Here is an 18,889-nt window from a genome sequence, read left to right on the forward strand (position 1 = left end):
GGTGGTGTGGTGCCGGCGGCCGGGACGGGCCGCCGGCACCACGGCGAGCAGAGTCAGGTCAGGCCGGGCCGTCCGCCCCGCGCGGCCCGTCGGTGGATTCGGCGGTACGCAGCCAGACCGCGGTGTCGGACGGCAGCAACCCGTCGTCGAGCGGCCCGCTGGCCAGCAGCAACTCCCCCTGAGCTGGCATCGGAACCGGCGCGGCGGACAGGTTGACCAGGCAGGTGAAGCCGCCCCCGCGGCTGAACGCCAGCACTCCGTCCGGGGCGGGCAACCAGGTCAGCTCACCGTCACCGAGCGCCGGGTCGGCCTTCCGGGCCTGGATCGCCGCCCGGTACAGCTCCAGCATCGAGGCCGAATCGCCGGTCTGCGCGCTGGCTGTCCGGTCCTTCCAGTCGGCCGGCTGCGGCAGCCAGGGCGCCGCGGCACCCTCGGGGCTGAACTCGAACGGCGGCTCGTCCCCGGCCCACGGCAGCGGTACGCGGCAGCCGTCCCGACCGGGGTCGATCCGGCCGGACCGCTCCCACATCGGGTCCTGCCGCATCGCGTACGGGATGTCCTCTACCTCGTAGAGGCCCAGCTCCTCGCCCTGGTAGACGTAGGCGGCGCCGGGCAGCGACAGCGAGAGCAGCGCGGCGGCGCGGGCCCGGCGGGTGCCCAGCTCCAGGTCGGTGGGGGTGCCCTCGCGTTTGGCGGCGAAGCTGAACCGGGTGTCCGCGCGACCGTAGCGGGTGACGTGTCGGGTGACGTCGTGGTTCGAGAGCACCCAGGTGGCCGGCGCATTGACCGGCGCGTGCGCGCTCAGCGTCCCGTCGATGCTCTCCCGCAGCGCCGCGGCGTCCCAGGCGCAGCCGAGGAAGTCGAAGTTGAACGCGGCGTGCAGCTCGTCCGGGCGCAGGTAGTTGGCGAACCGCTGCCGGTCCGGCAGCCACACCTCACCGATCAGCGCCCGGTCGGCGTACTCGTCGGCGACCCGACGCCAGCCCCGGTAGATCTCGTGCACCCCGTCGAGGTCGTGGAACGGGTGCGGCTGGTCCTCGCGGACCTCGGGCAGCGTCCCGTCCTTGACCAGGAGCCCGGCCGAGTCGATCCGGATGCCGTCCACGCCCCGGTCGAACCAGAACCGCAGGATGTCCTCGAACTCCTCCCGCACCCGGGGGTGGTCCCAGTTGAAGTCCGGCTGCTGGGGGGCGAACAGGTGCAGGTACCAGTCGCCGGGGGTGCCGTCCGGGTTGGTGGTGCGGGTCCAGGTCTCGCCGCCGAACTCGCCGACCCAGTCGGTGGGTCGTTCGTCGCCGTTGGGACCCCGGCCGGGTCGGAACCAGAAGAGGTCCCGTTCGGGCGCGCCGGGGCCGCCGGCGAGCGCGGCCTGGAACCAGGGGTGCGCGTCGGAGCAGTGGTTGGGCACCACGTCGACGATGGTCCGGATGCCCAGCGCGTGCGCCTCCGCGATCAGCGCCTCGACCTCGGCCAGGGTGCCGAAGACCGGGTCGATGTCGCGGTAGTCGGAGACGTCGTAGCCGGCGTCGGCCATCGGGGACGGGTACCAGGGGCTGAACCAGATCGCGTCGACGCCGAGCGCGGACAGGTGGTTCAGCCGGGACCGGATGCCGGCGATGTCACCGATGCCGTCGCCGTTACCGTCGGCGAAGCTCCGGGGATACACCTGGTAGATCACGGCTCCACGCCACCACGGACTTCTGTCAGCTGTGGACACGAGCACCTGCTTTCTGCGTCAGTACGTCGGCGGGTTCGCCGGACCTGGTTATGTGTCGGGCGAACGGTCGTTGTTCGCCGCGCGGGAGGACCGGTGGTCGCTATCCCTTGATGCTGCCCGTGGTCAGACCGGACATGATGTTCCGTTGGAAGATCAGGAAGATGATGACAGTGGGGATCGCGGCGATGACCGACGCGGCGATCACCACGTTCATCGGCGTGCCACCGGCGAAGGCGTAGATGCCGACGCTGACCGTCCGGGTCTCGGGCGACGGCATGACCAGCTTCGGCCAGAGGAAGTCCTTCCAGACCGCCGTCACGGCGAAGATCGAGACGACGCCGAGGATGGGACGCGACAGCGGCAGGATGATCGACCAGAGCGTGCGCAGCGACGTCGCCCCGTCCATCAGGGCGGCCGCCATCAGCTCCTCGGGAATCGAGTCGAAGAACCGCTTCAACAGGAAGATGTTGAACGCGTTGGCGACCAGGGGCAACCAGATCGCGAACGGTGAGTCGAGCAGGTTGATGTGCACGATCGGCAGGTCGATCACGGTCACGTACTGCGGAACGATGAGGACCATCGCCGGGATCATCAGCGTCCCCAGCATCAGGGCGAGGATCACGTTGCCGAAGATCGGTCGAAGCTTGGACAGCGAGTACGCGGCGGCGGTGTCGAAGACGAGTTGGAACAGCACCGCGCCGATGGCGTAGTAGAAGGTGTTGAACAGCAGCTTGGCAAGGGCCAGGTTGTTCCACGCGTCGATGTAGTTCTGCGGCTGCGGATCCTTCGGGAACAGCGACGGTGGGGTCTGCGCGATCTCCTGGCCGGACTTGAGCGCGCCGGTGACCATCCAGTAGAGCGGTCCGAGGAAGACGAGCGTGAACCCCGCCACGACCACGACCAGCAGCGCCCAGTAGATGACCCGGCCGCGCCCCCGGCTGAGCTGGGATTGGGAGATGAGGGTCCGGGTTCCGGAATCCTGTGCCATTCCTCGCCGTCCTAGTCCTGTTTCGCAGTCAGCCGCACGTACACGGCGGAGAAGCCGGCCAGCACCACGAGCATGATCACGCCCAGGGCGGCGGCGCCGTTGAGGTCGTTCTGGAAGAACCCGTGCTGGTAGATGAGGTACGCCACCGAGGTCGCCGAGTCCTCCGCGCCCGCGCCGTTGGCGAGGATCAGGGGCTCGATGAAGAGCTGCATGGTGGCGACGATCTGCAACATCGCCAGGAGCGCGAGGATCAACCGGGTCTGCGGGATCGTCACGTGGACGATCCGACGCCAGATCCCGGCGCCGTCGAGTTCCGCCGCCTCGTAGAGCTCGCCGGGGATGTTCTGCAACGACGCCAGGTAGATCAGCACCGCGCCGCCCATGTTCATCCAGGTCGACGCGAGCACCATGGCCGGCATCGTCATCTCGGGCGACTGCATCCACTGCGAGGTGGGCAGGTGCAGTGCCTTGAGGATCGCGTTGAAGAGCCCGGCCTCGCTCGGGTCGTACGCGTAGAACTTGAAGAGGAACAGCGCGGAGGCCGGCGGCAGCATCACCGGTAGGTAGACCAGGATCCGCAGGTACCCCTTGGCGTGGCGGAACTCGTTGAGCAGGATCGCCACGAAGAACGGCACCACGTACCCGAGGGCCAGCGCCAGGACGGTGAAGTAGAAGGTGTTCTGCCAGGCCGTCCAGAAGCTGGGGTCGGCGATGATGCGGGAGTAGTTGTCCCAACCCACCCAGGTGGTCTCGCCGCGCCGGGTCCGCTGGAAGCTCATGACGATGCCGCGGACCATCGGGTACCAGGAGAAGACGACGAAGCAGAGCACCGCCCCGATCAGGAACGCGTGACCGGTGAGGTTGTCCCGTACCTTGCGGCCGAGGCTGGTGCGCTGTGGCCTCGCCGAGTACGGCGACGGCGGGCGGCCCGGTTTCCTGGGGGTCTCCGGGACGGTGGTGATCGCCAAGGCAACTCCTGGGTGAGTCGGTGACGTCGAGATGTGGTGCGAGTGGCGTGGGGGTCGGGTCGGCGTCCCGACCCCCACACGATCGGTCAGCTCTCGGCGGCGAGGAGCTGGTTGACCTTCTCCTCGGCGGTCTTGAGCAGTGCGTCGATGTTCGAGTTCGGGTTGGTCAGCACACCCGACATCGCGGCGTCGAGCACCGCGTAGACGGCTTGGGCGTTGCGCGGCTCACCCTTGATCGGAACCGGGGTCGCCTCGAAGAGCGCGAAGTTCGCCGTGTCGACGTTCGCGTTCGCCTTACGCAGCTCCAGCTCCTGCTTCTGCGCGTCACTGCCGTTGGCGAAGAGCAGCGGCTGGGGCAGACCCACCGGGTAGTTCTGCGGCTTGGCCCGGACGTAGTCGAACTGGCCCTTGCCCGGGGTGAGCTTCTGGTACGCGATCCACTTCAGACCGGCCTTGACCTGCTCGGGAGTGAGGTCCTTCTTGAAGAAGTAGCCCTCGCCACCACCGAGCGTCCCCTTCGCCGCGCCGTCCTGGCCGGGCAGCGGCGCCATCGCCCAGTCCTGGAACTTGCCCTGGAACTGGCTGACGATCGCCTGGGTGGCGTCCGGCGCACCGATGAACATGCCGACCTTGCCCGCGCCGGCGTTCGTCAGCAGGTCGCCCCACTGGAGCAGCTGACGGGCACCCATGCTGTTGTCGCCGTACCGCATGTCCTTGAGGTTCTGCAGGACCTGCTTGCCCATGGCGTTGTTGAAGTCGGCCTTCTTGCCGTCCTCGGTCAGCACACGGCCGCCCTGCGAGTAGAGCAGGGAGGTGAAGTGCCAGCCGCCGGTGTTGCCGGCGCTGTACTCGGAGTAGCCGGCGATGCCGTTGCCGAGCGCGGAGATCTTCTTGGCGGCGGCGCGGACCTCGGCCCAGGTCTTGGGCGGGTTGTTCACGTCCAGCCCGGCCTGCTGGAACAGGGCCTTGTTGTAGACCAGGCCCATCGAGTAGTTCTTCACCGGAACGGCGTAGAGCTTGCCGCCGTCGGTGAAGACCTCCTTGAGCGCCGGGTCGACGCTGTCCCAGGTCGGGATCGCGTCCTTGTTGACGTGCTGACTGATGTCCATCGCCTGACCGGAGTCGAGCACCTGCTGGAGATCGGTCATGTACCCGTAGAAGACGTCGGTCACGGTGCCGCCGGCGAGGCGGGCGGTGAAGTCCGGCGGGTTGTTGCACTGCTCGCCGACGCTGACGCTCTTGATGGTGATGTCCGGGTTCTGCTTCTGGAACTCGGCGACGTCGTCGTTCCAGTTCTTCAACAGCTCTTTCTGGGCGCCGACGGGCTGGCAGTCGACGGTGATGGTGACCTTGCCGCCGGCGCTCGAGCCCTTGTCGTCGCTCTTCGTGGAGCATGCCGTGAGGCTGAGCCCAAGGCCGGCCACGAGCGCAACCGCCGCAGCCTTTCGGTATTGCGGTACGGACATCTGTCCATCCCTTCGGGAACGGGTGTCTCCAATGACCTTCGCTGATCTGCGGTGATACGACCTGACGCCCAGTAGCTGCGTCGGAGCCAGGTGTGAGTGGAGTCACTGTAGCGAGGCCGACTCATTTCGGCAAGGTATCGACCCTGTTCCGAAAGGACACGACGCGATGACGACAGATGTTGGCAAGCCGTTGAAAGCAGACCGGTTTGCCGGCTATTGATCCCTTATGGCCGGTCATTCGGCCCGGTCGATGCCGACCGGGGCGAGCAACGACGAAAACGGCCGCCGACCGCGAGAGGCGGTCGACGGCCGAAGCGTCGTTCGGTGTGGTGCCTAGCGGCCGGGGGCGGGCGCGGTGGAACCCCGCACCACCAACTCCGGCTCGAACAGCAGCTCGTCCTGAAGGACGCCGGCACCCTCGATCTGGGTGACCAGCAGATCCACGGCGGCCTGCCCCATCGTCTCGATCGGCTGCCGCACAGTGGTCAACGGCGGATCGGTGCACGTCATGAAGGCGGAGTCGTCGAAACCCACCACCGACACGTCGGCCGGCACCGAACGGCCCAGCCGCCGGGCCGCCCTGATCGTGCCCAGCGCGAGCACGTCGCTGGCGCAGATGATGCCGGTCACGCCCCGCTCGACCAACTTCGTGGCGGCGACCCGCGCCCCCTCCATCGAGAAACTGGAGCGTTCGACGCACTCGGCGTCGCCCTCGTCCCAGCCGGCCGCCTGGATCATCGCGTCGAGCTTGCGCCGCGACGGCACATGCCCCTCCGGGCCGAGCACCATCCCGATCCGTTCGTGCCCGAGCGAGCGCAGGTGCCCGTACGCCTGCTCCACCGCCACCGCGTCGTCAGTGGAGACCCGGGGGAAACCCAGCTCGTCCACGCCAGCGTTGACCAGCACGACCGGAAGCCCCCGGTCGGTCAGCCGACGGTAGTGGTCGTGTTTGGCGTCGGCGAGCGCGTACGAGCCACCAGCGAAGATCACCCCGGAGACCTGGTGGTCGAGGAGCATCTCCACGTAGTCCATCTCGGAGACGCCGCCGATGGTCCGGGCACAGAGCGCCGGGGTGTAGCCGCGCTGGGCCAGCGTGCCGGTGACCACCTCGGCCAGCGCCGGGAAGATCGGGTTCTGCAGCTCCGGCAGCACCAGCCCGACCAGCCGGGCGCGTTCGCCGCGCAGTTTGGTCGGCCGCTCGTAACCGAGCACGTCCAGCGCCGTCAGCACGGCGGTGCGGGTCGCCTCGGAGACCCCGTCGCGGCCGTTGAGCACCCGGCTGACGGTGGCCTCGCTGACGCCCGCCTTCTTGGCAACTTCAGTCAACCGCTTGGTCACGGTCGCAATCGTACGTCAGCTGGATGAAAGAAATGAACAGCAAATTGTCCAGCGTTTGCTGGCCGGTTGCTTGACCGCCGCGCAAGGCTGGGGTCAGGAGAGGTCGCGTAGGGTGGTTTCGATGGCCCGGTGGAAGGTCGGGTACGCGTAGATCATGTGCCGGAGCTGACTCAGCGGCACCGCCGCGTGCACCGCCACCACCAGCGCGGACAACACCTCGCCGCCGGCCGGGCCGGCCGAGGTCGCGCCGATCAGCACGCCCTGGTCGGCGTCCGCCACGAGCTTGATGAAACCATCGTCGCCGACCCGGTGGATCCAGCCGCGGGTCGAGCTGCCGAGCTTGGTGAAACCCACCTGCACGTTGATGCCGCGTTCGCGGGCCTGCTGCTCGGTGAGCCCGACCGCGCCGATCTCGGGATCGGTGAAGGTCACCCGGGGCAGCGCGCGGTAGTCGGCTCGCGGGACGGTGCCGGCCGACCCGCTCGATCCGCTGGCGGCCAGCGAGCTGGACGCGCCCATCGCTCCGCCGACCACGCTGGACGTGCCGCTGGCGTCCGCCCCCGCCTTCGCCTGCCGGGCGCGGGCCAGGATGTCGGCGATCACGATCCCCGCCTGGTACATGGCGATGTGCGTGAAGGCGCCCTCGCCGGTGATGTCGCCGACCGCCCAGACGTGGTCGGTGACGTGCAGACGGTCGTCGACCGGGAGGTAACGCTGGCTGGCGTCCAGGCCGATCGTGTCCAGGCCCAGCTCGGCGAGGTGAGCCTTGCGCCCGGTCACCACCAGCAGCCGGTCGGCGGTGAACTCCGCGCCGCCGCCACCGCGCACTGTGAACCTGGTCCCGTCGTGCTCGACCCGTTCGGCGCGTACCCCGGTGTGGATCTCCACGCCGTCGGCGCGCAGCGCCGCGGCGGCGACCTCGGACGCCTCGGGTTCCTCGACGGCCAGCACCCGGTCGAGCGCCTCGACCACTGTGACCCGGACCCCGAAGCGGGCGAAGACCTGCGCCAACTCCAGGCCGATCGCGCCGCCACCCAGCACGAGCAGCGACTCCGGCAGCTCCTCGACCTCGATCGCCTGGTGGTTGGTCCAGTACGGCGTGTCGGCCAGGCCGTCGATCGGCGGCACCGACGGACGGGTACCGGTGCCCAGCACCACCCCGTGTCGGGCCTCGAACACCTGGTCACCGACGCGGACCCGGCGCGGACCGTCGAGCCGGCCGCTGCCCCGCACGAGTCGGCCACCCTTGCCGACGAACCGCTCCGCCGCGACCGTGTCGTCCCAGGTGTCGGTGGCTTCCTCGCGGAGCCGCTTCGCCACCGGCGCCCAGTCCGGTTGGACCTGCGCCGTTCCGGCGAGCCCGTCGACCCGGCGAGCCTCGGCGAGAGCGTTGGCGGCTCTGATCATCATCTTGCTCGGGATGCAGCCCCAGTACGGGCACTCCCCGCCGACGAGATCCCGTTCGACGCCGACGACGTTCAGGCCGGCCTCGGCAAGTCGCTCAGCCACCTCCTCGCCGCCAACCCCGAGCCCGACCACGACCACATCCACCAGCTCCGGCTCCGCCACACCGAACAGCATCCCCCAGCGACACCACACCAACCACCGGGGTCGGCGGAAAAGTCGGCACGCGCACCGGCCCGGACGCCTACCGTGGCCGGATGCACGCACGCTTCGCTCCGGTCCGGGACTGCTTCCACGACCTGCTCGCCTCCGGCCGGGAAACCGGCGCCGCCCTGACCATCTGGTACGACGGGCAGCCGGTCGTGGACCTGACCGGCGGCTCCCGTCGCGGCCAAGGGGCGGGCGGCGAGCCGTGGCTGCCGGACACGCTCGTGAACGTCTACTCGGTCGGCAAGCCGGTGGCCGCGCTCTGCCTGTTGCTGCTCGTCGACCGGGGAACCGTCGATCTCGACGCACCAGTGGACCGGTACTGGCCGGAGTTCCACACTCCCGCCACAGTGCGTCAGGTGTTGTCGCACACCGCCGGGCTGCCGGCCTTCCCGGTGCCCCGACCGGCCGCCGCGATCGCCGACTGGACGCTGCTCACCGGCGACCTGGCCACCGCCGACCCCGAGTGGTCGCCGGGCACGGTCGCCGGGGAACACGCCTGGACGTACGGGCATCTGGTGGGCGAGCTGGTCCGCCGCGTCGACGGACGGACGGTGGGCCGGTTCCTGGCCGAGGAGGTCACCGACCGGTGGCAGCTCGATCTCGGCTTCGGGTTGACCGAGGCGGACCAGTTGCGCTGCGCGGACCTGCGGTACGGCGACCCGGGATGGCCGACCCGGGCACTCGGTGAGCCCGGCTCGATGCGGGCGCGGGCGATGGGCAACCCGGTCGGCGGGCTGGACCTGGCCGTGCTGAACAGCCCGATGTGGCGGGGTGCGGAGATGCCGGCGGTCAACCTGCACGCCACCGCGGCCAGCCTGGCCCGGCTCTACGCCGGTCTGCTGGCCGGTGGTGTCCTGGACGGGGTTCGGCTGTTCAGCCCGGACCTGGTGGCGGAGGCGACCCGGGTCCAGTACGACGGGCCGGACCTGGTGCTGGACCGCGACGCCCACTGGACGCTGGGCATGCAGTGGGAGCCGGACGGCAGCTGGGGCATGGGTGGCATCGGCGGCAGCAGCGCGTGGGCCGACCCCGAGCGCGGCTACACCTTCGCGTACGCCACGGCGCACCTCGCCGAGCACGACCGGGTGGACGAGCTGGTCGAGGCGTTGCACTCGGTGCTCTGATCAGCGCAGCCAGACGGGGTCGGTGCCGGGTACCGAGAGGGGCGGTGGGTAGTCGAGCGTCTGGCGCAGGGCCTCCGGCAGCCGCCACGGTTGGTGGATGGCCTTGCCCTGCACCCCCACCAGCTCCGGGACCCACCGGCGCACGTAGTCGCCGTCCGGGTCGTACCGTTCGGCCTGCCGGACCGGGTTGAATCCCCGGTAGGGCTTCGTGTCGTTGCCGGTGCCGGCGACCCACTGCCAGTTGCCGGAGTTGTTCGCCACGTCCCCGTCGAGCAGCCAGCGGAAGAACACCGCCACCCCGGACCGCCAGTCCTGCCCGAGGTGCTTGGTCAGGTAGCCGGCGGTGATCAGCCGGGCCCGGTTGTGCATCCAGCCCTGTGCCAGCATCTGCCGCATCCCGGCGTCGACGATCGGCATCCCGGTGCGTCCCTCCGTCCAGGCCGCCAACGCGTCGTCGTCGTAGCGCCACTGCTCGGTGGCACCCCGCCGGTACGCCGCGGTCGAGATCTCCGGGAAGGCGGCGGTGACCTGGTAGTAGAAGTCCCGCCAGCAGAGCTGCCGGACGAACGGGCCGGACCTGTCCCCGGCTCGGTTCGCCACCGCCAGCGGCGACACGCAGCCGAAGCGCAGGTACGGGCTGAGCCGGGAGGTGTCGTCGCCGGCCATGTCGTCGTGCTGATCGCCGTACCGGGTCAGGTCGGGCAGCCAGTCGGCGAGCCGCGCCTGGGCGATCCGCTCGCCGCCGATGGCCACTTCCGGCGAGTCGCCGGCCGGCAGCGCCGGCAGCCGGCCCACGCGTACCTGATCGGGCAGCGCGATCCGGCGCGGCGCGGCCAACTCCTCGCGCCACCGGTTGGCGGCCCAGGCCCGGTGGTACGGGCTGAACACCCGGTAGTGGTCGCCGCCGCCACCGGGCCGCAACGCGCCCGGCTCGACCACTGTCAACCCGGGAAACAGTCGCAGGTGCAGCCGGTGCCGCTCGCACTCGGCGCGTAGTCGCCGCTCCCGGCGGACGGCGTAGTGGCTGACGTCGGCCGAGAGCGCGACGGCGGTGGCCCCGACCTCGGCGGCCAGCCGGATCGTCTCGGCCACCGGGTCGCCGTGCCGGACCGCCAGGTCGCCACCACGCTCACGGAGTTGGTCGCGCAGGTCGGCGAGGGCCTGGTGCAGGAAGCGGGTGCGGTTGGCGGAGAGGTCGGCCAGCGCCGGGTCGAGCACGTACAGCGGCACCACCCGGTCGAAGGCCGCACAGGTGGTGGCCAGCGCCGGATGGTCGTGCACCCGCAGGTCGCGGGTGAGGAGCACGATCGCCGTGCTCACGGTCACCGGCTCTCCGGCTGGATCGTCGGCCCGGGGATGACGACCGGGGTACCGGTCGAGCTGAGCAGGGCCCGCGCGGCCACCGCCATCCGTCGCCGCTGCGGCACCAGGGCCCGCCGGACGAAGACGTCGTAGTCCTGCGCGGCCACCTCGTCCAGGATGCCGCCGTAGAGGGCGTACGCGGTGCGCATGCAGGCCTGCGAGGCGGGCGCCAGCATGGTGATGCCCGGTGCGGCGGCGGCGTAGTGGGCCTGGGCGCGGGTCACCTCGTACTCGATCAGCTCACGGATCCGGGGGGTGACGCGGCCCCGGGCGCGGGCCTCGGCCAACTCCTCGCGGGTGACCCCGAACTTCGCCATGTCCTCGTCCGGCAGGTAGGTGCGGCCCCGGTCGAGGTCCTCGGCGACGTCCCGGATGAAGTTGGTGAGCTGGAAGGCGAAGCCGAGTTGCCGGGCCGGCTCCCGGGCCGCCACCGGGTCGGAGCTGCCCAGGATCGGCAGCATCATGGTGCCGATGACCGCCGCCGAGCCCTCCATGTAGTCGAGCAGGTGGTCGTAGGTCGGGTACGCGGTGACGGTCAGGTCCATCGCCATGCTCTTCAGAAACGACGCAAAGTCGTCCCGGTCGAGATCGAAGACGGCGATCGTGTGCAGCACTGCCGGCAACAGTGGGTCATCGACCGGCGCGCCGTGCAGACCGGCCACGAACTGGCTGGCCCAGTGGTCCAGCAGGGCGGCCCGCTCGGCCGGCGGCAGGTCCTCGGTGCGGTCGACGATTTCGTCCGCGTACCGCGTGAACCCGTAGAGGGCGTGCACATGTCGTCGTTTCCAAGCGGGGAGCAGACGGGTGGCGAGATAGTAGGTGCGGCCGTGGCGTTTGTGCAGCTCACGGCACCGGTCATAGGCAGCGGTGAGATCAGTTTCCACCGGCCCTCCTCCATTTATCGACGCACCAATCGACGCAACTCGTAGCCTAGGGTACGCTCAGCCGCATGGCCAACGACGCAGTTGCGGGCAACGTGACCCGCGTGGCGCCGACAGGGCCGGGGGACGGGGACGATCCGGTCCGCGCCGTTCTGGCTGCTTACACCCACGATCTGGTCACAGCGGTCGACGAGACCCTGGACACCTTCCTCACCGCCGAGGTCGACGCCCTCAACGACATCGACGCGTCGATGGGCAGGTTCGCCGCCACCGCGCGGGAGGCCGTCCTGACCGGCGGCAAGCGGATCCGCTCCACGTTCGCCTACTGGGGGTGGCGCGGGGCCGTCGGTGGCACCGCGGCGCTGCCACCCGTGCTGCCCGCACTGGCCGCGCTGGAGCTGCTGCACACCTTCGCGCTGGTGCACGACGACGTGATGGACGCGTCCACCACCCGCCGCGGCCGGCCCACCGCGCACGTCGCGCTCGCCGAACAGCACGTCGCCGCCGGCCACCGAGGTGATCCCGGCCGGTTCGGTGAGGCCGTCGCCGTGCTCATCGGCGATCTCTGCATGGTCTGGGCCGACCAGTTGCTGGCCCACGCCTCGGTGCCGTCGACGCGCCTTTTCGAGGTGCGCCGCTGCTACGACCAGATGCGGGTCGAGACGGTCGCCGGGCAGTATCTGGACGTGCTCGGCGAGAACGACCCGGGCAGCTGGTCGGTCGACCGGGCACTACGGGTGGCCCGCTACAAGACCGCCAGCTATACCGTCCAGCGACCACTGCTCTTCGGTGCCTGCCTGGCCGGGGTGCCCGCCGACGACCCGCTGGTCTCCGCGTACACCCGCTATGGCCTGGCCGTCGGCGAAGCGTTCCAGCTCCGCGACGACCTGCTCGGCGTCTATGGCGACCCGGCGGCCACCGGCAAGCCGGCCGGGGACGACCTCCGCACCGGCAAGCCGACCACGCTGCTCATGCTGGCCCGTGAGCTGGCCACGCCGGCCCAGCTCACGGCGTTGGAGCGGGCCGCCGACGGACCGGTCGAAACGCTCGCCGGGCTGGTCGCCGAGACCGGCGCGGTGACCCGGGTGGAGCAGATGATCGCCGAGCGGGTCAGCGAGGCGCTGGCCGCGCTCGACGCCGCACCCGTTGACCAGACGGCGCGGACCGCGTTGAGCGGTCTGGCCACCGCCGCTGCCAACCGGCGGGCCTGATGAGCGACTTGAGCAAGGAGGTGGTCCCGTGCGGACGGTGACTGGACGGACGGACCGGGTGGTGGTCGTCGGGGCCGGGCTGGGCGGGCTCGCCTGCGCACTGCACCTGGCCGGCAGCGGTCGACAGGTGACAGTGCTGGAGCGCGAGCCGGTGCCCGGCGGGCGGGCCGGACGCCTCGGCGTGGACGGCTACGAGTTCGACACCGGCCCCACCGTGCTCACCATGCCCGACCTGATCGCCGAGGCGCTCGGCGCGGTCGGCGAGGAGCTGCACGACTGGCTGGACCTGACCCCGCTCGACCCCGCCTACCGGGCGTACTACCCGGACGGCTCGACCCTCGACGTGCTCACCGACACCACCCGGATGGCGGCCGAGATCTCCCGGGTCTGCGGGCCCCGGGAGGCCGACGGCTACCTGCGGTTCGTCGAGTACGCCCGGGAGCTGTGGCGGTTGGAGCGCACCGACTTCATCGAGCGCAACCTGGACGCGCCGACCGACCTGATCACCGGCAACCTGCTCAAGCTGCTCAGCGGCGGGGCCTTCCGGCGCCTCCAGACGAAGATCAACCAGTTCTTCCGGGACCCGCGTACCCAGCGGATCTTCTCCTTCCAGGCGATGTACGCCGGCCTCGCGCCGCACGACGCGCTGGCGATCTACGCGGTCATCGCGTACCTCGACTCGGTGGCCGGGGTGTACTTCCCACGCGGCGGCATCCACGCGGTCTCCAGGGCGATGGCCGGCGCGGCCGAGAAGCACGGCGTGCAGATCCGGTACGACACCACTGTGACCCGGGTGGAGACCGTGAACGGCCGCGCCACCGGCGTACTCACCGCCGACGGCGACCTGGTGCCGGCGGACGTGGTGGTGCTCAACCCCGACCTGCCGGTCGCCTACCGGGACCTGCTCCCCGCCGCGCCGCAGCGCCGGCTCACCTACTCACCGTCCTGCGTCGTTCTGCACGTCGGCTCCCGACAGGCCTATGCGAAGATCGCCCATCACAACATCCATTTCGGACGCGCGTGGAAGGGCACCTTCGATGAGGTCATCCGACGGGGTGAGCTGATGACCGATCCGTCGCTGCTGGTGACCAACCCGAGCCGGACCGACCCCGCGGTGGCCCCGCCGGACCGACACACCTACTACGTGCTCGCCCCGGTGCCCAACCTGCACCGGGCGCCGTTCGAGTGGCGCGGCGACCTGACCCAGCGCTACACCGACCAGCTGATCGGCACCCTGGAGGAGCGCGGCTACGTCGGCTTCGGCGCCGGGGTCGAGGTGCTCCGGGCGATCACCCCCGCCGAGTGGGAGGAGCAGGGGATGGCCGCCGGCACCCCGTTCGCCGCCGCGCACACCCTCTTCCAGACCGGGCCGTTCCGCCCGTCCAACCTGCACCGCGACCTGCCGAACGTGGTCTTCGTCGGCTCCGGAACCCAACCCGGCGTCGGCGTACCGATGGTGCTCATCTCCGGCAAGCTCGCCGCCGGCCGGATCACCGGGGAAGGCCGATGAGCAGTCGTGAGAAGCACCTCGTCGAGCTCGTCGACGAGACCGGCAAGGCCCACGGCGAGACGACCGTCGCGGCCGCGCACCAACCACCCGGGCAGCTGCACCGGGCCTTCTCGGTGTTGCTGGTGGACCCGGACGGCCAGGTGCTGCTCCAGCGCCGAGCCGCCGTCAAGACCCGGTTCCCGCTGCGCTGGGCCAACTCCTGCTGCGGCCACCCCCAGCCTGGCGAGTCGCTCGCCGAGGCGGCCAACCGACGGCTGAGCGAGGAGTTGGGCGCGGGCCCGGTCGAGCTGACCGAGGTCGGCGTCTACGTCTACTACGCCGAGGACCCGGCGACCGGTCGGGTCGAGTTCGAGTACGACCACGTACTGCGAGGCGAGTTCCTGCCCGGCGCTCCGCTACTGCCCGACCAGGACGAGGTGGCCGAGGTGCGGTGGGCCGACCCCACCGCGCTGGAGGCCGAGTTGAAGCTCGACCCCCGGTCGTACGCGCCCTGGCTGGGCGGGGTGGTGAACCGGCTGCTACGCCCCGCGGAGTCCACGTCGGGCGCAACCGGCCCGGCCATGACGCCGCCCGGATCGTCGGCGGATGACACGGCGGAGCGGTCGGGTGGTCGATGAGGCGCTGAGCGCGGGCGCTGTCGCACGTCGGTTGGGGGTCGCGGTGACGACCCTCCGCACCTGGCACCAGCGCTACGGGCTCGGGCCCAGCGAACACATCCCCGGTCACCATCGCCGGTACACACAAAGTGATCTGGCCCGTCTCGAGATCATGCGACGGCTCACCGCCGAGGGGGTCAGCCCCGCCGAGGCGGCCCGCTGGGCCCGCCAGGCACCGGACCCGACGCCCAACGGCACCGGCACCGTCGCCCCCGCCCGCATCCTCCCGACCGGCCGTGACGGCGGCGGCCCCATCCCGGTCGGCCGTGCCGGCCCGGCGGCCCGCGGGTTGGCCCGGGCCGCCATGCGACTGGACGCGGCGGCGATCAGCGAGACGATCGCGCACGCCCTGGCCGCCAGCGGGGTCGTCGCCACCTGGGAGGGCCTGCTGCGCCCGGTACTCGCCGGCATCGGCGAACGGCACGCCGCCACCGCCGGCCTGATCGAGGTGGAACACCTGATGTCCCGCTGCGTCTCGGAGGCGCTCGCGGCGGCCAGTCGGGCCAACGTCCCCACCGGGCCGGCCCGGATCCTGCTCTCCTGCGCCGACGAGGAACAGCACACGCTGCCGCTGGAGGCGTTGGCGGCAGCTCTCGCGGAGGCCGGTGTCAGCTACCGGATGCTCGGCGCCCGGGTGCCGGTGGCCGCTCTCGTCGAGGCGGTCAACCGGACCGGACCGGCCGCCGTGGTGCTCTGGTCGCACACCCGGGCCACCGCCGACCCGACCCAACTCAGCGCGCTGCTCGCCGCCCCCCGACGCCCGCTGCTGGTGCTCGCCGCCGGCCCCGGCTGGCGAGCCGACACGCTGCCCGCCGGTGTGGTGCGGCCGGTCGACCTGGCCGAGGCGGTCTCGCTCTCCGCCGCCGTCCGCGACTCCCTGGACCAGTCGAGGCGTGATTGATCGCACTGTCGCCAAATCGCGGCGTGAACTACCGTCGGGCGGGTCCGCCTACCCCGACCCTCCGGGAGCGAGCAGATGCAAGCCCGCGCCATCCTGGCGTCCGTCCTCGCCGTGGCGCTGGTCCTTTCCGGTTGTGCGCAGCCGGAGCGCACCATCGCACCCGCCGGCGCTCCACGGCCGGTGGAATCGACCACGCCGCCCACCCCGACACCGCACCCCACCGTCACCAAGCCGGCCAAGCCGCCACTGCGGCCGCTGCCGGCCAAGCTCCCCTCCGGTCTGGGACGCAACACCGGTGTACGCCCGGTGGCCCTGACGTTCGACGACGGGCCCAGCCCGGCCTGGACACCAAAGGTGCTCGACCAGCTGAAGGCCGCCAAGGTCACGGCGACCTTCTGCGTCGTCGGTCGCGAGGTGCAGCGTCACCCGGAGTTGGTCCGGCGGATCGTCCGGGAGGGACACCAGCTCTGCAACCACAGCTGGCGTCACGACCTCGATCTTGCCCGTCGACCTGTCGGCGAGATCCGGGCCGACCTGGACCACACCAACAAGGCCATCCAGAAGGCTGCTCCCGGGGCGAAGGTGTCGTTCTACCGGCAGCCCGGCGGCCGGTGGACGTCGGAGGTGCTCGGGGTGGCCAAGGACCTCGGCATGCGTCCGCTGCACTGGTCGGTCGACCCGCAGGACTGGGACAAGCCGACCGCGGCCACGATCGGCAAGCGTGTCCACGCCGCCACCCGGCCCGGTGCGATCGTTCTTCTGCACGACGGGGGCGGTAATCGGGCCGCGACACTCGCCGCATGCCCGAAGTTGATCGCCGACCTGAAGAAGCGCTTCGGCATCACCCGACTCCGCTAGAACCGCCCTGACCTGCGGTTATGGCCCACCCTAAGCCCTTGCCGACACCGATTTTGTCGACCGACGGAGCATCACGTATGCTTTCCAAGCCTCCGGCGGGGCCGGATGGGAGCAAGTCCGCTTGAAGTTGCGAATGTGCAATGATGGCGGGGCCGCCCTCATCGTCTAGCGGCCCAGGACGCCGCCCTTTCAAGGCGGTAGCACGGGTTCGAATCCCGTTGGGGGCACGACCGGCGCAAGCCGGAGCAAGGCACGACCGGCGCAAGCCGGAGCAACACAAGCTAGGTCCTGTGGAGCAGTTGGAGTGCTCGCCGCCCTGTCAAGGCGGAGGTCGCGGGTTCAAGTCCCGTCAGGACCGCAGCGCTGACGCCGCGCCCCGCGCGGCGTTCTGCGTATCGGAGCAGGTCACCTTGCCGCCGGTTCGTCCGGTTGCCGGGTAACATGAGCCGAGCGACACGGCCAGGTAGCTCAGTTGGTACGAGCGTCCGACTGAAAATCGGAAGGTCGGCGGTTCGACCCCGCCCCTGGCCACATAGCCTTTCGCCGGGCTACAGAGGTCCCCGCCAGCGGAAACGCAGGTGGGGATCTTGCTTTTGCGGGTTGCTTTCAGTGACGGCCGCACCCACCACTCTCCGCGTGGGCTACTCCTGGGCTGTCGCCGACACCTCCCGTCGGCCTGGATGACCAGGCCCGGCCAGCCCGCGTGATCGACCCGGCCGGCCTGCGTGATCAACACGACCTTCTTGAAGTCGCGGTGTCCCAGCAGGCGCAACACCGCGTATTCAAGGAAACCGAGTCGATCATGCCCGGGGTCGCCTTCGCATCGGAGCAGCGCGGCGGATGTCACGCACGGCGGACGGCGGACGACACCGTGCGCCGGACCTGACGCACCGCGCGGCGGACGTCACCACACGACCGGACGGCGGACGTCACCGCACGACCGTGCGCCGGACGTGACGCACGGCGCGGCGTCAGTGGTCGCGGCGACGGCGTCAGTGGTCGCGGCGACCCTGCGGGCGATGCTGGGCCACGCTGCCCTGGATCGCCTCCCACACGCTGCGTCCGGCCTCTCGCAGCGTCTCCCCCGCCTGCTCGGCGAACTGGGCTGCGCTCTGCGCTGCGGCCTGTGCCGCGCCCGGGAGACCACCGTCGCCATCCCTGGACGGGGTTGGACCGGACGCAGCCGACTGGCCGGGCTTGTTGCCGGTCTTCCCGGCCGCCGGCCCCGCCGATCCCTCGGGGCGTTGCTGGTCCCGGCCCGCCGCCGCTGGGTGCTCTCCGTCACCCGCGCCTTCGGGCCGCTCTCCACCGGCGTGACGCGACCCCTCGGACCGCCGGCCTTCCGGGCGGTTGCCACCTGGCGCGCCGCCCTCCGGCTCACGGCCCTCCGGCTGCCGTCCACCTGGCTGCTGGCCCTGCGGCTGCTGGCCCTGCCCATGCGGCCCCTCAGGACCCTGGCGCTCCGGCTGTTGGCCCTGCGCATGCTGGCGCTCCGGCTGTTGGCCCTGCGCATGCGCCTGGTCGGCCGACCCTGGGCCACCGGCTCGCGGCCCAGGGCCGCCGGCACCCGGTCCCGAGGCGCCCGGCCCCGCCCCGGACCCACCCGCCTCCGGCCGATCAGAACCCAGACGACCAGGGCCGAGCTGATCGGGACCCGGCCGGCCGGACCCCGACGGCCGACCCGGACCCGGCCGGTCGGAACGCAGCCGGTCGCGGTCGGCCACCGGGCTGGCCGCGCCGACCTGCTGGCCCGGCTCGTCGCGTACGTCGTCCAAGCGTCGACTCGACGCCTTGACCTCCGCTGCGCCCGCGGCCAACTGCTGGGTGCTGCGGTTCACGTCGTCGACGGCGGTGCCGGCCGTGCGCGCGAGCGCCTCGATGATGTGTGGGTTGTGGTCGAGCGTGTCGAGCGCGCGGCCCAGGATCCTGGTCAGCTGCTCCAACCGCACCCGCAGCTGCGCCTCGGCGTTCACCCCGTCGATGTTCAACTCGCCACCGTTGAGGTGCACCCGTACGCCGGCGTCGACCTGGAGCAGGTTGGCCACCCGGGCCCGCAGCGACAGGTCGGCCTCCAGACCGTCGACCGCCAGTCGGATGGAGTCGACGGAGACCTTCGGAATGTCGAGCAGGACGTCCGGGTTCCCGCTGTCGACGTCCCGGTCCGGCTCCCGCTGCTGCCCGCTCTCGCTCATGTTCTCCCGCCCCACCTGCACACAAGCCCGGTCGTCCGGGCCGTCGGGCGCGGTTACCCGCTTTCCGGCGGGCCATCCCGTCCGTGACGACCCGACGACCCTC

Annotated in this window: 16 protein-coding genes and 3 tRNA genes; 10 read left to right on the forward strand and 9 right to left on the reverse strand. The window is 71.0% G+C overall.

Going from position 1 to position 18,889, the window contains the following annotated elements; translation table 11 throughout:
- Positions 1 to 58 precede the first annotated feature (58 nt).
- The 6 genes from GA0070561_RS05755 to GA0070561_RS05780 all read right to left on the reverse strand — a co-directional run bounded on the left by GA0070561_RS05755 (position 59) and on the right by GA0070561_RS05780 (position 8,058).
- Positions 59 to 1,678, reverse strand: a complete 1,620-nt coding sequence (locus GA0070561_RS05755; protein ID WP_244166070.1) for a glycoside hydrolase family 13 protein — start codon at positions 1,676 to 1,678, stop codon at positions 59 to 61.
- Between the two features lie 139 nt (positions 1,679 to 1,817).
- Entirely contained in the window at positions 1,818 to 2,705 is an 888-nt protein-coding gene (locus GA0070561_RS05760) for a carbohydrate ABC transporter permease (protein WP_091395960.1), read from the reverse strand.
- Between the two features lie 11 nt (positions 2,706 to 2,716).
- Positions 2,717 to 3,673 (reverse strand): carbohydrate ABC transporter permease, encoded by a 957-nt coding sequence (locus GA0070561_RS05765; RefSeq protein ID WP_091395964.1) that lies wholly within the window; start codon positions 3,671 to 3,673, stop codon positions 2,717 to 2,719.
- Positions 3,674 to 3,759: 86 nt separating this feature from the next.
- Entirely contained in the window at positions 3,760 to 5,139 is a 1,380-nt protein-coding gene (locus GA0070561_RS05770) for an ABC transporter substrate-binding protein (RefSeq protein ID WP_091395968.1), read from the reverse strand.
- Between the two features lie 333 nt (positions 5,140 to 5,472).
- A complete protein-coding gene (locus tag GA0070561_RS05775; RefSeq protein ID WP_091395971.1) occupies positions 5,473 to 6,477 on the reverse strand; it encodes a LacI family DNA-binding transcriptional regulator in 1,005 nt (334 codons plus the stop codon).
- A 93-nt stretch (positions 6,478 to 6,570) separates the two neighbouring features.
- Positions 6,571 to 8,058, reverse strand: coding sequence for a dihydrolipoyl dehydrogenase family protein (locus GA0070561_RS05780; RefSeq protein ID WP_167362341.1), 1,488 nt, complete (start codon positions 8,056 to 8,058; stop codon positions 6,571 to 6,573).
- Between the two features lie 80 nt (positions 8,059 to 8,138).
- On the opposite strand from GA0070561_RS05780, the gene GA0070561_RS05785 reads away from it, so the two are divergent.
- Entirely contained in the window at positions 8,139 to 9,215 is a 1,077-nt protein-coding gene (locus GA0070561_RS05785; protein WP_091395974.1) for a serine hydrolase domain-containing protein, read from the forward strand.
- Here the strand turns inward: GA0070561_RS05785 and GA0070561_RS05790 are convergent, their stop codons facing one another.
- Both GA0070561_RS05790 and GA0070561_RS05795 read right to left on the reverse strand, forming a co-directional pair.
- Entirely contained in the window at positions 9,216 to 10,541 is a 1,326-nt protein-coding gene (locus GA0070561_RS05790) for a cryptochrome/photolyase family protein (protein ID WP_091395978.1), read from the reverse strand.
- Positions 10,538 to 11,461, reverse strand: coding sequence for a phytoene/squalene synthase family protein (locus GA0070561_RS05795; RefSeq protein WP_091395981.1), 924 nt, complete (start codon positions 11,459 to 11,461; stop codon positions 10,538 to 10,540). The genes GA0070561_RS05790 and GA0070561_RS05795 overlap by 4 nt, the downstream gene beginning before the upstream one ends.
- Positions 11,462 to 11,526: 65 nt before the next feature.
- Here GA0070561_RS05795 and GA0070561_RS05800 point away from each other — a divergent pair, with 65 nt between their 5' ends.
- The 9 genes from GA0070561_RS05800 to GA0070561_RS05840 all read left to right on the forward strand — a co-directional run bounded on the left by GA0070561_RS05800 (position 11,527) and on the right by GA0070561_RS05840 (position 17,480).
- A complete protein-coding gene (locus tag GA0070561_RS05800) occupies positions 11,527 to 12,669 on the forward strand; it encodes a polyprenyl synthetase family protein (RefSeq protein ID WP_091395985.1) in 1,143 nt (380 codons plus the stop codon).
- 28 nt (positions 12,670 to 12,697) lie between these two features.
- Positions 12,698 to 14,179: a phytoene desaturase family protein gene (crtI, locus tag GA0070561_RS05805; protein WP_091395988.1), complete on the forward strand. Its 1,482-nt coding sequence runs from the start codon at positions 12,698 to 12,700 to the stop codon at positions 14,177 to 14,179.
- Positions 14,176 to 14,796, forward strand: coding sequence for an isopentenyl-diphosphate Delta-isomerase (gene idi, locus GA0070561_RS05810; protein WP_091395992.1), 621 nt, complete (start codon positions 14,176 to 14,178; stop codon positions 14,794 to 14,796). The genes crtI and idi overlap by 4 nt, the downstream gene beginning before the upstream one ends.
- Positions 14,786 to 15,736, forward strand: coding sequence for a MerR family transcriptional regulator (locus tag GA0070561_RS05815; RefSeq protein WP_091397457.1), 951 nt, complete (start codon positions 14,786 to 14,788; stop codon positions 15,734 to 15,736). Before idi ends, GA0070561_RS05815 begins: the two co-directional genes overlap by 11 nt.
- A gap of 75 nt (positions 15,737 to 15,811) precedes the next feature.
- Positions 15,812 to 16,594: a polysaccharide deacetylase family protein gene (locus tag GA0070561_RS05820; protein WP_091395995.1), complete on the forward strand. Its 783-nt coding sequence runs from the start codon at positions 15,812 to 15,814 to the stop codon at positions 16,592 to 16,594.
- 154 nt (positions 16,595 to 16,748) lie between these two features.
- Positions 16,749 to 16,821, forward strand: a tRNA-Glu gene (locus GA0070561_RS05825).
- A 57-nt stretch (positions 16,822 to 16,878) separates the two neighbouring features.
- Positions 16,879 to 16,952: transfer RNA gene (locus tag GA0070561_RS05830), tRNA-Asp, on the forward strand.
- Positions 16,953 to 17,051: 99 nt separating this feature from the next.
- Positions 17,052 to 17,125: transfer RNA gene (locus tag GA0070561_RS05835), tRNA-Phe, on the forward strand.
- A 172-nt stretch (positions 17,126 to 17,297) separates the two neighbouring features.
- Positions 17,298 to 17,480, forward strand: coding sequence for a hypothetical protein (locus GA0070561_RS05840; RefSeq protein ID WP_091395998.1), 183 nt, complete (start codon positions 17,298 to 17,300; stop codon positions 17,478 to 17,480).
- 106 nt (positions 17,481 to 17,586) lie between these two features.
- Here GA0070561_RS05840 and GA0070561_RS05845 read toward each other — a convergent pair whose 3' ends face one another.
- Positions 17,587 to 18,786, reverse strand: a complete 1,200-nt coding sequence (locus GA0070561_RS05845; RefSeq protein ID WP_141710320.1) for a hypothetical protein — start codon at positions 18,784 to 18,786, stop codon at positions 17,587 to 17,589.
- Positions 18,787 to 18,889: the final 103 nt, after the last annotated feature.

It is taken from the genome of Micromonospora saelicesensis (assembly GCF_900091575.1).
Classification (GTDB): Bacteria; Actinomycetota; Actinomycetes; order Mycobacteriales; family Micromonosporaceae; genus Micromonospora; species Micromonospora saelicesensis.

What these genes read in the sequence shown, in the direction of transcription:
- GA0070561_RS05800 (WP_091395985.1), top strand. Translation starts at nt 11,527, where the DNA reads ATGGCCAACGACGCAGTTGCGGGCAACGTGACCCGCGTGGCGCCGACA.
- GA0070561_RS05845 (WP_141710320.1), bottom strand. Translation starts at nt 18,786, where the DNA reads ATGAGCGAGAGCGGGCAGCAGCGGGAGCCGGACCGGGACGTCGACAGC.
- GA0070561_RS05820 (WP_091395995.1), top strand. Translation starts at nt 15,812, where the DNA reads ATGCAAGCCCGCGCCATCCTGGCGTCCGTCCTCGCCGTGGCGCTGGTC.
- idi (WP_091395992.1), top strand. Translation starts at nt 14,176, where the DNA reads ATGAGCAGTCGTGAGAAGCACCTCGTCGAGCTCGTCGACGAGACCGGC.
- GA0070561_RS05760 (WP_091395960.1), bottom strand. Translation starts at nt 2,705, where the DNA reads ATGGCACAGGATTCCGGAACCCGGACCCTCATCTCCCAATCCCAGCTC.
- GA0070561_RS05785 (WP_091395974.1), top strand. Translation starts at nt 8,139, where the DNA reads ATGCACGCACGCTTCGCTCCGGTCCGGGACTGCTTCCACGACCTGCTC.
- GA0070561_RS05780 (WP_167362341.1), bottom strand. Translation starts at nt 8,058, where the DNA reads ATGCTGTTCGGTGTGGCGGAGCCGGAGCTGGTGGATGTGGTCGTGGTC.
- GA0070561_RS05770 (WP_091395968.1), bottom strand. Translation starts at nt 5,139, where the DNA reads ATGTCCGTACCGCAATACCGAAAGGCTGCGGCGGTTGCGCTCGTGGCC.